The following is a 12267-nucleotide window of genomic DNA, read 5'->3' on the forward strand; positions in this document are numbered from 1 at the left end:
GGGGACAGGAATGTCCCCACTCCTTGATCCCACTGCCTCTCTCAAAGGCACGAGCGACATGACTGTGCATCTCTGCCTCCTTTGCGTCGAGGTGCACCACGCCGGGACACATCATCCTACCCTGCCCCTTTGCGGTTAACCGGAAACGGCCTTGTGGTGGAAGTGATGGCGAAGGCGAAGACGAAGACCATGCGATGTGTTGCTGGTCAGGCCAGAGGCCTAACGCCCACTGTCAGGCGGGGACGCCTAACCTCCTTGGGCCTGTGCTACGCCCGTGTTCCATGGATACCCTGGTGACATGAACCGCTCCGGGCAGTCCGACGTCTTTCAGATTAAGACTCGGTTTCAACTTCCTTTGGTATAAAAAGTGACAAGGGTTCAGAGGCCGCGACAGCTATTTCTTACTTTTCACTTTTGTCTTTCACTGCTCTCACACGGGATACTCCCACGGTCCGCGGTACTTCCGCGCCAGCAGTTTGCTGGCTTCTTCATCGCCGATGATGAGTTCTTTCTCCGCATCCCAGCGGATGCTGCGTCCGGCTTTCCAGGAGAGCATGCCGAGCAGGGGCAGGCAGGAGGAGCGGTGGGCGCTTTCGATGTCGGCCACGGGTTTGCGCTTGTTCTCGATGGCGTCGATCAGATCGGCCCACAAGGCGCCGATGTTGTGGCCGTCTCCCTGCGGTTCCTGAAGCTGTGAGTCACCGTGCGTGGTGGGCGTCTTGCCATCAGCGGGGTAGAAGGTCCAGCCGTCCTTCCAGCCGATGTGCAACGCGCCCTTTTCTCCGTAGAAGTAGCAGCCCACATTGTGATGTTCCGGGCCGTTCCCGGCGAACTTGCGGTGTTCCCACACGGCAGTGAAGTTTTCGAACTCAAACGTCGCCACCTGATGATCGGGCACATCGGTGGTCTGCTCCTTGTCATTCAAAATGGCGGGGCCGGCAATGTCGCGTCCGCCGGTGCAGTACACGGTCTTTGGTCCTTTCTCGCCGCTCCACCAGAGTACCTGATCCAGCCAGTGCACGCCCCAGTCCGCCATGGTGCCGTTTGCGAAATCGAGGAAGCCGCGCCAGCCGCCGGGATGGATCTTGCTGCAGAAGGGGCGGAGGGGAGAAGGACCGCAGTACAGGTCCCAGTTCATGCCTTTGGGGGGCTGGACATTCGCCTTGGGCGCTTCCGGGCCGCCCTTGCTGTGAGCGAAGCAGCGCACCATGCCCACCTTGCCAACGGCGCCGCTCTTGAGGAAATTCATGGCCTCCACGTGATGTGGACCGATGCGGCGATGCAGGCCCACCTGCACGAGCGTGCCGGAGTCCCTGGCCGCTCTTACGATGGCCTTGCTCTCATTCACCGTGTGCCCGGTCGGCTTTTCCACCAGCACATGCGCACCCGCCTTCACCGCGGCGATGGTCTGGAGGGCGTGCCAGTGATCTGGCGTGGCGATGATGACGATCTCCGGCTTCTCCTTCTCCAGCATCTCGCGGTAGTCCTCGTACTTCTTCGGAGTCTCGCCGTTCTCTGCGTTCACGTCGTTGACCGCATTTTCCGCCACATTGTCATCCGCATCACACACGGCGCAGATGGTGACACGGCCGGAGGCGATGGCCTCCCGCAGGATGTTCATGCCCCACCAGCCGGAGCCAATCAGTGCGGTGCGGTATTTCTTGCCGGACTTCTGTGCCAAAAGCGGCACGGCGGAAAATGCTGAGGCCGCAGTGACAGCGGCGGTCGTCAGGAAGTGGCGGCGGTGCATGGGCTCGGGCATGGCGGACGGGAATCGTGGAAAGGAAGAAATCGTGACGGAGTGGGGGATTCAGTCAAGAATCTTCCGAGGCCGGTGAGTGGTGCGACGGTGAGCGGTAGGACGGTCGGAGTGTCCTAGCCGGGTAAACAAAATGGCGGGTTGGAAAACCCGCCAGACGCTGTCCGGTCAGGAGACCCGACTTCCTATGGGCACTTCACGAAAAACGGGGGCAAGAATGCCCCCGATCCTTGGAAAATGCGGTGCTTTACCGTCTCACCGCTTACTGTAGTACCGTCGTACCTGGCTGCCACGCCAAGGAGCGAGCCCATCACGGTCAGCTCTCCGGATTCACCGGATAGCCCTTTTCGTCCCACCACGCTTCCAGTTCATCCGCGCCGAAGTCGGCAAGGACTTCGCCATCCACATCAATGCTGGGGGCCTTGGTCTGGCCGGTGAGCTCGCGCATTTCCTCGCGTGCTTCGAGGTCCGCGGAGACATTGAGCGTGGTGTACTCGATGCCGTGGTCATCCAGCCATTCCATTGCTTCATCACACCAGGGGCACCCGGATTTCACAAACAGTCGGACGTTCATCGGATTTGGATTCTTTTGATTGGGGTTTTGAATAGGGAGCGGTCGCGCAGCCGCGCGCGGGTCAGGACTTCTTCATTCCCGCTTCCGGTGCAAACTTATTTTTTCCGCAGGTCAACACATGCGATGTCTCCTGCCGCATTCCGGCAGTAGAGGAGCCCATTGGCCAGCACGGGGGCGGTCCAGCATTTCGCGTCCAGCACGTGGCCGCGTGAGATCGGGTCAAAGGCGTCTGGCGTGGCGTGAGCGATGATGAGTTCACCTGACTCGCAGAGCACAATGAGCTTCCCATCCGCCGCGACGACTGCGCCTGCGCCTGCACTCTTCTCTTCCCAGAGTTGTTTGCCGGTTCCGAATTCGATGCATTTCAGACTGGCGCCGCGGTCTTCGTTTCCATCGATGCCATAGAGATGGTCGGCAATCAGGATGGAGGCATTCATCTGATTGCGCATCACGCGATTCTGCCACACCACCTGCGGCTCACTTTCACCGAGCTTCAGCAGGGCGGCGCCCTTGTTGTATCCGGAGGAAATGAAAGCCTGCCCTTTGTGAATGATGGGATCCGCGGCATTCACCCCGTAGCTGGTGGTCCACTTGTGCTCCCAAACCTTTTCGCCGGTCTTGGGATCCACGCCGACGTAAGCGCGGCCTGAGCCAAAGGTCAGCAGCGTCTTCCCATCCTGTTGGTAGGGCAGGGGAGTGGAATAGCCAGCGTTTTCATCCGGAGACTGCCACACCACCTTGCCGCTGGTCTTGTCCAGCGCCACGCCGTGTTCGCCGACATTGAGCACCACGAGATTCTCCCATACCAGCGGAGCACCGGTATAGCCCCAGTCAGGAAGGCGAAGTCCGGTTTCCTGCTGGATGTTCTTCTGCCAGACGATCTTCCCAGTCGCAGCGTCGAAGCAGAACATGTCCCCCCAGCGGCTGAGGTGGTAGAGCTTGCCATCCGCGAGGGTCGGGGTGCCGGTAGTGCCTCCCTGGAAAAACTTGTCCCCGAGCTCCGCTGGAAAGGAATGCTTCCACACCTGCTTACCGGTCACGGCATCGAAGCAGTACACCGTGTCTGTCTCACTGGCATGGCCGGCGGTGTAGACCTTGCCGTCCGCCACCACGAAGGAGGAAAATCCCAGCCCCACCGATGCCTTCCACAAGATTTTGGGATCCCCTTGAAATTCCGCTTTCCACTCTTTCTCCCTGGAGATGCCGTTCCTGTCCGGGCCACGCCATTGGGGCCAGTCCGCGCCCATGACGCTGGCGAGCGGGAGGAAACAGAGAAGAGCGAGGTGTTTCATAGGTACGCAGGGTGGTAGCAGGTGGTGGGCAGTGAGCACGGAGTCAACTGTGAAACGCGAGTAGCATGAGCAGGCTCACGCTACCTGGGGCAGCACAGCAGATGAGTCAGTGAGTGATGGCGGGTCACTGGCTGCAGCAAACTGGCACAAGCTATTTCGCCTGTACCACCTTGCACAGATGCGTTTTTGTACGCACGAAAATCGCACCATCCGCCACCGCAGGTGACGCAGTGACGGGTGACTCGAACTTGCTGCTGGCGATGACCTTGAACTCCGGTGCCGGCGCCACCACGGTGACGTCCCCGGTGTCGCTGATGAAATAGATGCGGTCCTTCGTGACGATGGGGGATGCTACGAATTTGCCTGGTGAAATGCGCTCGCTCCAGACGTCCTCGCCCGTCTTGGGGTCCGCACAGGTGCCCACTGCGGCGCCGGTCGCCTGGAAGATGTAGCCGTTGATGAGGACGGGGCTGGACAGCACCGCGTTGCGCTTGGCACGGTCCCACAGCACGCGGGGAGTCTCAGTCAGGTCGCCCTTGGCGTCCTTGTCCAGCTTCACTGCCACGAGATGGGAGCGCTCGGAGCCGGTGTTGATGTACACGATGTTCCCATCCACCACGGGACGCGCGGACGCGTTGAACTCGGTGTGCCGCAGGGTCCAGATTTCCTTCCCGGTGTGGGCGTCGTAGCCAAAGGCCGCGCGTGAGCCCACGGAGATGAGCTGGGCCTGTCCATCCACATTCATGAGCGTCGGGGTGCCATACGCCTTGCGCAGGTCACCGTCGCGGGTGGGCTTTCCTTCCTTGTCCAGATCGCCGTAGTCGGTGGTGCGGTTCGTGGTCCAGATGGTCTTGCCAGTATTCTTGTCCAGCGCCGTGACGAACTGTTTGTCGATGCCGTCGTACGTGAGAATGATCATGTTCTCAAAAAGCACCGGTGTGGAGCCTGGTCCGCGGAAGTGGCGCACATTGATGTCGCGGCGCTGCCAGAGGACATCGGCCGTCTTTGGATCCAGCTTGGCCGTGCCATAGGTGCCGAAGTGAACGTACACACCGGTCTCATCCAGCGTGGGCGAAGGCGCGGCGTAGTTGTTCACCGGATTGCCCAGTTCTTCCGGAGCTTCATTCTCAAAGAGGAGCTTGTGGTGCACGATTTTTCCATCGTGCCGGTTGATGGCATACACGTACATCTTGTGGCCATCCGTGGTGGCAGCGGTGAACCACACGAGATCCCCGCCAATGATGGGCGAGGAGTGGCCCTCGTTCTCGATGGGTGTCTTCCACGCGATGCCCTTGCCACTCGCTTCATCCCATTCCAGAGGCAGCTTCGCCCATTCGGACTCGGGGATCATGCCGTTCTGCGTGGGCCCCTGGCGGTCGGGCCAGTACAGGGACATGTTCGCCGGCTGTGCGAGCAGGTTGCCGCAAGTGAGCAGGGTGGTGAGAAGCACGGGCAGTTTCATGCAGGGTAGGAGAGCACAAAAAAACGCACGGCAAAACGAATGTCTTGCCGTGCGGGATAAATGGTTTCGAATGGACTTATTGGAAAGGCTACGGCTACTCGGTGGCCAGTTGCTTCTCCACGAGTTCCTCCAGGTTTCCGCGGGCATTCGTGCTTACCAGCATGCCCTTCTTGTCCACCAGCCACATGGCGGGGATGCTGTTGATGCCAAACTTCGAGGAGATCTCATTTTGCCATCCCTTGCCATCGAAATACTGGGGCCATGACATGCCCTTCTCCTTCACAAAGGCCTCAAGCTTGGACTTGTCCTGATCCAGGGAGATGCCGACGATCTCGAAGCCCTTGGGGTGAAGCTTTTCATAGGTCTTCAGGACGTTCGGGATCTCTGCCACACAGGGGCCACACCACACCGCCCAGAAGTCCACCAGGACCACTTTTCCCCGCATCTTCGAGAGATCGACTTCGCGACCGTCTACGGCTGTAAATTTAAGATCGAGCGGTTTGTCCTTCAACCCGGCGAGCGCGGTGATGGTCTTGAGTTTGCGCTGAAATACATTGGTGAACTGGCTGCTGGGATGTTGCTTGATGTAAGCCTCGGCATCCTTCACCCAGGCTGCCTCAGCACCCGGTGTCCCTTCCAGTTCGTCCATACGGAGGGCCAGCTTCATGCCCGCCGCCTTCCCCTTGACTTCATCCGTGGCGTCTGGCGCAGCGAGGATTTCGTCAGCCACCTTATCAAGGCCGGATGGCTCCTTCTGGTGCACGAAGCCAAAGAGAGGTGCAGTCTCCAGCTCGAAGTACTTTGCCTCCCAGCGGCGGGGGTCGGTGGGAGCTTTGGCGTAAAAGTCCTTGGCCTCTCCTTCGTAGGCAGCCACGGCCTTTTTGAAAAACTCAATCGCCTCAGGCCGGGACTTGGGCGGGGGTTGAGGATCCCTGATGGCCTTCATCGCATTTTCCACTTTTTTCCACGCTTCGTCAGCCGCGGCATCGGCGAAGAGATTGGGTGTTACCAGCGCACAGACAGCGGCCAGAAGGGACAGAAGGCGTGTTTGCATAGGGAACTAGGGTACGGGTGATGGTCACGTGACGGCAAGGATATCTCCCGCAGCGCGGGTGAATTCCTTTTGAAGAATCGCCCCTGCCATGGCGTTAGGAGCCTTCTGTCATGCCCATTTTTCCCTCTCATCCAATACTTGCCACCCTCGGTGTCGCACTTCTTGTCCTCAGTCCCCTGTCACTCCGCGGAGAGCTGACGGAAGAGCAACAGAAGGTACCGCTGGAAGTTGCTTCGCAAGATGCCTCCCTGGCCAAGGTGGTGGTACTGGCAGGCACCCCGAGCAACAAACCGGGGCAGCACGAGTATTTCGCCGGGTGCGCGCTCATGCTGGACTGGCTGAAGCAGCAGCCCGGCGTGCAGCCGGTGATGGCGGCTGAAGGCTGGCCGAAGGACGAGTCCATTTTCAAGGGAGCAAAGTGCGTGGTCTGCTACATGGACGGCGGGGACAAGCTGGCCCTGCTGGAACCCGCTCGCTGGCAGCGCATTTCCCAACTGATGGATGAGGGCACTGGCCTCATCATGCTGCATCAGGCAGTGGAAGCCCCCGAGGCGCAGGCGGCGCAGTTCAAGTCGTGGATGGGCGGTGTCTGGCAGAAGGACATCGGCAGCCGCGGCCACTGGGACATGAGCTTCGATACCATCCCCCAGCATGAGGCGACACGCGGGGTGCAGCCGTTTGCCGCGCCCAAGGATGGCTGGCTCTACAACCTGCACTTCGCGGAGAAAGGGGTGACGCCCCTGCTGAGCGGCCAGGTGCCGGACAAGAATCGCTCCACGGATGACGCGAAATCCCACGCCGGTCGCGCCGAGGTGATTGCGTGGGCGTATGAGCGGCCCAATGGCGGTCGCAGCGTGGGATTCACCGGATGCGATCTTCACGCGGGCTGGGGCATTGAGAGCCAGCGCCGCTTCATGGTGAACGCCATCCTTTGGGCGGCAAAGCTCCCGGTGCCTGAGGGCGGGGCGAAGGTGCCCGCCTGCGGTGAAGCTGAGCTTGCCAAAAATTGGGATCGCAAGACACTAGGTGTACGCAAGACAGCGGCTCCGGCCGCTGCGGCGCCACCCCCTGCTGCTGCTTCTCGATGAAACGCTTTCTTCTCTTCGCATTCTTCGCCACTCTCACTCAGGGCCTCGTCCGGGCTGATGAGGCCTCTGCGATTGAGGCGCTCAAAAACGCCGGGTTTGCCATCAAAGCGGAAGACGGTCACGTGGTGGAGGTTGCCGTCGCCATGGAGGTATCCATGAGGAACCAGGCGGGTGGTCCGAAGAAGGCGACCGAGTGGACCCCCGAACTTCTGAAGCTCCTCCCGGAGTTGCCCGAACTGGCCCGGTTGCACATCGTTGGTCCGAACCTCGGCAATCAGGATCTGCAGGTGTTTTCAAAGCTGCCGAAGCTGGAGGCCCTGCGGCTGGAAAAGGTGAACTTCGATGATGCCGGTTTCGCTGAGCTCGCGAAAAACCAGAACCTCCGAATCCTTTTTGTCTCCGGCAATGACAAGATCACTGGAGCAGGCGTGGCTGCCCTTAAACCCTTGACCAATCTGAAGATGCTGGGCTTTAGCGAGTGCCCCAAATTCTCTGCGGAAGGCGTGAAGGCCTGCGCCCAGCTTGGCCAGTTGGAATACCTCGGCTTCCGTCATCTGGATCTGGGAGATGATGAAATGGCGCTTCTCGAGCCGCTGGCAGGCAGTCTGAAGGAGATTGACGTGGCTTCGAACTTCATCGGGAAGATGAGCGAGGCCGGGCTGGAGCACCTTTCGAAATTGAAGAACCTGGAAACGCTGAGCTTCAAGGAAACCATCATCCCCTTTGCCAAAACACTCAAGCATCTGCAGGCACTGCCCAAGCTCAAACAGATCGACCTGAACAAGGTGGACTCCGACAATGCCGAGGCCTTGAAGCTGGTGGCCGCGCTGCCTGGCAGCAAGTTCAAAGGTGATGGGGCGTCTCAGGAGCAGATCAAGCTCTACAACGAGCGCCGCGAGAAATACCTCAAGTCACGCTGAGCCGAGCGGTAGACCCTTCTCCGGCGGCAGGAAAAACATCGACATCTTCATGAAACTGAAACCGACCTCCGCCGCACCTCTCACAGGCATCCTGTTCAGCCTGCTGCTTATTTCCGCTTCCTCCGCCCTGGCACAAGAAAAGGCCATTGTGGAGTCGCTGCGCACGGCGCAGTTCAACGTGAAGGAAGTGGCCGGGCACGCCACGGAGATAGGCTGGGGAAAGGGAGAGTGGACGCCCGAGCTCTGGAACAAGCTTCCTGAGATGCCGGAAATGTCCCTGGTGCGCGGCACGGCGAAGTTCGCCGATACCAAGGCGCTCGAGGTGCTCACGAAGCTGCCCAAGCTTCACACGATCTATTTCAACGCCACCATCTTTGATGACTCCGGTTTCGGAGTGCTCGCGAAGTGCAAGGAATTGGAGAGCATCGCGCTGGATCACAATTTTATCATCAACGGAAGCGGAGCGATTGCGCTGAAGGGCTTGCCGAAGCTGAAGTCCCTGCGGTTTGGCGGCTGCGTGAAGATGACCAGTGAAGCTGCAAAGGCCTGTGCGCATCTCACGCAGCTTGAGTCCCTCCAGTTCTTCCACATGGGCGCCAGTGATGTGGATGTGGCCACGCTGCTGCCGCTCGTGGGAAACCTGAAACACTTCGTAGTGGCTTCGCAGTTCAACGCTGAGCTGAGCGGAGCCGCGCTGGAGCATCTTGCCAGGTTCAAGAACCTGGAATCCCTCAAGTTCGGCGAAGTGGTGGTGACCTACGATGATGGATTGAAGCACCTCGCTGCCTTGAAGAACCTCAAGAAGCTGGACCTCGACAAGGTCGGCGCCAGTGAAGAGGACATCAACAAGCTCAAGGCGGCCCTGCCCGGCTGCGAGATCAAATGGACTCCGCCTTCCGCGCAAGAGGCCGAGCGCTACCAGAAGAGTCTCGCCAAGCTGCGCGGAAATTCCTAAGCTGCCCTTCCTTCCATTTTTTCAAAATCATGAAACGCTCTGCATTTCTGTCCCTCCTCCTGACTGTGGGCCTGTGCGGCCTCTCGCATGCCCAGTCTCCGTCGAAGCCCACCACCGGCCTGCAACTCTACAGCCTTCGCAGCCAGTCGGCTCTGCGTGGCGTGCCCTGGGTGCTGGACAAGGTGAAGGAATTCGGCATCACGGAACTGGAACTCGCCGGCACGGGCAATCTCACGCCGGAGCAGTTCAAGGCTGAGGTGGACAAGCGTGGTCTCAAGGCGGTGAGCAGCCACTTCCCCTATGCGCGGTACAAGAACGATCTCGACAACGTGGTGAAGGATGCCAAAGCGCTTGGCCTCAAGTTCGCCGGCTGCGCTTGGATCGATCACAAGGACGCCTTTGATGAAGCGGAGTGCCGCGATGCCATCGCCGTCTTCAACAAGGCGGGCGAGGCTCTCGCGAAGGAAGGCATCACGTTCTTCTACCATGCGCATGGTTATGAGTTCGAGAAGCACGGAGACGGCACGCTGCTGGACCTGCTCATCACCGAGACGAAGCCGGAACACGTGAGCTACCAGATGGACGTGCTGTGGGTCGTGTTTCCCGGCCAGGATCCGGTGAAGCTCCTGGAGAAATACGGCAACCGCTGGAAGCTGATGCACCTCAAGGACCTGAGGAAGGGCGTTGCCACCGGGTCCCTCGCCGGCAAGACGGATCTGACCAACGATGTGACGCTCGGCACGGGTCAGACCGACTGGCCTGCAGTGATCGCCGCCGCAAAGAAGGTGGGTGTGCAGCACTACTTCATCGAAGACGAATCGCCCACCTCTATGGAGCAGATTCCCCTGGGTGTGCAGTTCATGAAGACCCAGGGATTCGAGTGATGTTGAAAGTGGAAGGCTTCTCCAGAAGCCTTTTCGCAGCTGCATAACCTTCAAGGAAGCCACGTCGTTTTGCGATGTGGCTTCCTTGTTTTAGCCCCTCTTGAAAGGCTTCTGGCAAAGCCTTCTACGTTGTTGTGCCATTCTTCCCCATTGCGAGGGCAATCGCGTCAATCTCCGTGGCGACCGTGCCGAGTTGGCTATAGACGACCGCCTCGTCAAGGGAAAGGTTCTTGGGAGGTGGTGTGGTTTGGCGTGAGGCTGTTGCTGTAGGGGCGCCAGACTCTAGGCCTTCCGCCATGACATCCATCATGTCCGTGATGGGGGTCACGTAGGATGCGGGAATGTCCAGGGCATTTCCGATACGATGATTGAGGTGCTGTCCCAGCACCGTGATGGCGCGGGTGAGTCGTTGGTTGTAGGTGGTCAGAGTGGCGATGTGTTCGACATCACCACGTTGCCTGGAGGGTTCGCTGATGAGGCGTTGCAGCGACGCCACGGCCTGGCTGTTGGCCCGCTCCACGGCCCGCTTGGCCAGCACGGCATCGCCCGTGAAGCGTTCGCCTTTGCCAAATGTCTCCACGACGGTTTCCAGATAGCTGCGGTTGGCCCGCAAGGCGGCAGCGACGTACTGCGGCGCCTGTGAGCGTTCCCACTTCGGCCACAGGAGCAGGGCGGCGGTGAGTGAGAGCAGGCCACCTGCCAGGGTGGCAAGCAGCCGCTCCAAGGTGAAGTCCAGGTGCACGGGCATCATCGACTCCGTCATCAGCACAATCATCAGGGTGACGAAGAATACCGCCAGCCCGTAACGGCGGCGGACGAAGTAGGCAAAGCAGAACGCCATGATTGCGGCGCAGAGGATGAAGGCAGCCACAGGCATCTTCAGCCACAGCAGCAGGCTGCCTACCGTACTGCCGGCGAGCGTGCCAAAGAGGCGCTGACCCATCTTCTGCCGGGTCGCTCCGTAGTCTGGCTGGAGCACCACCAGGGCCGTGAACGCAATCCAGTGCCCGCGCGGGATGTGAAGCCATTTGTGAATCGCCACCGCGAGCATGAGCACCGCAGCCACGCGCAGGGTGTAGCGCACCAGCGTCCAGTCGAACTGCGCCGGGGGATTCACCCATGCGCCCAGCGAACGCATGGAGATGCCGCTCAGGTCCGGAAGACGCAGGGCGAACCCGGTCTGGGGAGTGCCGTGGTCGACGGTCTCACGTAGCGTCATTTGCACCGTGGGCAGCAGCTCGGCCACCATGGCCAGCATCTGCCTTGCCTGGATGACTTCATCGTCCTGCGGGTCCAAGGTTTCCAACCGGGTGTCCAGCACGTGGAGCAGGTCACCGGCACGCCGAATGCGCACATCGAGCGCCATGAGTTGTTCCTGGCGATGGGTGATGACGGTGAGCGCCGTGGAGGCCATGGCGCTGGCCAGCGAGCGCAGGGCGGAATCGAAGCTGGGCCTCACTGTTTCGAAACCTGCACGTGATTGCAGCGCCTCCATGGCGGTGTGCAGCGCCGAGGTGCGCGTGGCAAGTCGCGTCGCCAGTTGGCAGGTGTCATCCAGATGGGCGGCCAGGGCGGCACTGCGTTTCCCCATGGTGGTTGCGATGACGCGGAGGGTGCGGTCGGCGGTCGTGCGTAGGACCCCTTCCTTCTCGGAAATCTGGGCGGGGTTGGGCTGGCCCTCGTCTGTCACCGAGCGCATGGCCGTGACCAGATCCGAGGCGGCGATCCATGTTTCCGCCACCGCATGCCGTACCGCGTGCTGGGGGCGTACAAACCAGCCCGCCAGCTGCACCAGCATTCCGCCCAGACCACCGAGGCATGCAGCTGCCATCAAGTTCCAGGCATGCCACCAGTCGCCCGGCTCGGACATGGCCAGCAGAAAGAAGAGGCCGGATGCCAGTGCGAAGTTTGGCCCGTAATCCCCGCTCAGGTACCGCCAGCATCCCGCGAGCACGGCCAGCACGCCGATGCCCAGCACCGCAGTGATGAGATGATTTCCCGCAACGGCACCTGCCCAGGCGGAGCAGCCGAGCACCGCAATGAGCACCAGCAGGATGGCAGCCCGCGCGCGGTAGTCCCCGCGTACGTCGAGCATGGCCACATTCTGGGCGGCCGGTGCGGCTACGATGACCGCCCAGGGATTCCCCGTGATGAGGCAGAGGGACCACGCTCCGGCCATGGCCAGAGAGCTGCGTAGCGCACGGGCGACATCCGTCGTGAGTATGGAATGCTCAAAAACCTTCCCAGCTCTGGTCGAGTCGTGCGGTGAGGCCATGCTG

General features: G+C 60.5%; 10 protein-coding genes. 4 read left to right on the forward strand and 6 right to left on the reverse strand.

Features of this window, described 5'->3' with window-relative positions; genetic code table 11:
- Window positions 1-430: 430 nt before the first annotated feature.
- The 5 genes from G5S37_RS04820 to G5S37_RS04840 form a co-directional block, all read right to left on the reverse strand.
- Window positions 431-1750 carry a Gfo/Idh/MocA family oxidoreductase gene (locus tag G5S37_RS04820; RefSeq protein WP_165201393.1) on the reverse strand — a complete coding sequence of 440 codons (1320 nt, stop codon included), beginning with the start codon at window positions 1748-1750 and terminating at the stop codon, window positions 431-433.
- Window positions 1751-2075: 325 nt separating this feature from the next.
- Window positions 2076-2333, reverse strand: coding sequence for a glutaredoxin family protein (locus G5S37_RS04825; protein ID WP_165201395.1), 258 nt, complete (start codon window positions 2331-2333; stop codon window positions 2076-2078).
- A 95-nt stretch (window positions 2334-2428) separates the two neighbouring features.
- Window positions 2429-3625, reverse strand: coding sequence for a PQQ-binding-like beta-propeller repeat protein (locus G5S37_RS04830; protein WP_165201397.1), 1197 nt, complete (start codon window positions 3623-3625; stop codon window positions 2429-2431).
- A 151-nt stretch (window positions 3626-3776) separates the two neighbouring features.
- Window positions 3777-5087 (reverse strand): PQQ-binding-like beta-propeller repeat protein, encoded by a 1311-nt coding sequence (locus G5S37_RS04835; RefSeq protein ID WP_206026309.1) that lies wholly within the window; start codon window positions 5085-5087, stop codon window positions 3777-3779.
- A gap of 94 nt (window positions 5088-5181) precedes the next feature.
- Window positions 5182-6141, reverse strand: coding sequence for a TlpA disulfide reductase family protein (locus tag G5S37_RS04840; protein ID WP_165201399.1), 960 nt, complete (start codon window positions 6139-6141; stop codon window positions 5182-5184).
- 110 nt (window positions 6142-6251) lie between these two features.
- Here G5S37_RS04840 and G5S37_RS04845 point away from each other — a divergent pair, with 110 nt between their 5' ends.
- Genes G5S37_RS04845 through G5S37_RS04860 form a run of 4 tightly spaced genes read left to right on the forward strand, consistent with a single transcriptional unit; the run spans window position 6252 to window position 9988 of the window.
- Window positions 6252-7229, forward strand: coding sequence for a ThuA domain-containing protein (locus tag G5S37_RS04845; RefSeq protein WP_165201401.1), 978 nt, complete (start codon window positions 6252-6254; stop codon window positions 7227-7229).
- The gene (locus G5S37_RS04850; protein ID WP_165201403.1) at window positions 7226-8149 is read left to right on the forward strand and encodes a leucine-rich repeat domain-containing protein; all 924 of its coding nucleotides are present in this window, start codon (window positions 7226-7228) and stop codon (window positions 8147-8149) included. The genes G5S37_RS04845 and G5S37_RS04850 overlap by 4 nt, the downstream gene beginning before the upstream one ends.
- Before the next feature lie 49 nt (window positions 8150-8198).
- Complete coding sequence (locus G5S37_RS04855; RefSeq protein ID WP_165201405.1) at window positions 8199-9104, forward strand: hypothetical protein; 906 nt, start codon at window positions 8199-8201, stop codon at window positions 9102-9104.
- 29 nt (window positions 9105-9133) lie between these two features.
- On the forward strand, window positions 9134-9988 hold the full coding sequence (locus G5S37_RS04860) for a sugar phosphate isomerase/epimerase (protein ID WP_165201407.1): 855 nt from the start codon (window positions 9134-9136) through the stop codon (window positions 9986-9988).
- A gap of 124 nt (window positions 9989-10112) precedes the next feature.
- Here G5S37_RS04860 and G5S37_RS04865 read toward each other — a convergent pair whose 3' ends face one another.
- Window positions 10113-12263 carry an FUSC family protein gene (locus G5S37_RS04865; protein WP_165201409.1) on the reverse strand — a complete coding sequence of 717 codons (2151 nt, stop codon included), beginning with the start codon at window positions 12261-12263 and terminating at the stop codon, window positions 10113-10115.
- Window positions 12264-12267 lie beyond the last annotated feature (4 nt).

The organism is Roseimicrobium sp. ORNL1 (assembly GCF_011044495.1).
Classification (GTDB): domain Bacteria; phylum Verrucomicrobiota; class Verrucomicrobiia; order Verrucomicrobiales; family Verrucomicrobiaceae; genus Roseimicrobium.

Coding starts and splice junctions, on each gene's coding strand:
- G5S37_RS04830 (WP_165201397.1), bottom strand. CDS start 3,625: ATGAAACACCTCGCTCTTCTCTGTTTCCTCCCGCTCGCCAGCGTCATG.
- G5S37_RS04840 (WP_165201399.1), bottom strand. CDS start 6,141: ATGCAAACACGCCTTCTGTCCCTTCTGGCCGCTGTCTGTGCGCTGGTA.
- G5S37_RS04835 (WP_206026309.1), bottom strand. CDS start 5,087: ATGAAACTGCCCGTGCTTCTCACCACCCTGCTCACTTGCGGCAACCTG.
- G5S37_RS04855 (WP_165201405.1), top strand. CDS start 8,199: ATGAAACTGAAACCGACCTCCGCCGCACCTCTCACAGGCATCCTGTTC.
- G5S37_RS04820 (WP_165201393.1), bottom strand. CDS start 1,750: ATGCACCGCCGCCACTTCCTGACGACCGCCGCTGTCACTGCGGCCTCA.
- G5S37_RS04865 (WP_165201409.1), bottom strand. CDS start 12,263: ATGGCCTCACCGCACGACTCGACCAGAGCTGGGAAGGTTTTTGAGCAT.
- G5S37_RS04825 (WP_165201395.1), bottom strand. CDS start 2,333: ATGAACGTCCGACTGTTTGTGAAATCCGGGTGCCCCTGGTGTGATGAA.
- G5S37_RS04845 (WP_165201401.1), top strand. CDS start 6,252: ATGCCCATTTTTCCCTCTCATCCAATACTTGCCACCCTCGGTGTCGCA.
- G5S37_RS04860 (WP_165201407.1), top strand. CDS start 9,134: ATGAAACGCTCTGCATTTCTGTCCCTCCTCCTGACTGTGGGCCTGTGC.
- G5S37_RS04850 (WP_165201403.1), top strand. CDS start 7,226: ATGAAACGCTTTCTTCTCTTCGCATTCTTCGCCACTCTCACTCAGGGC.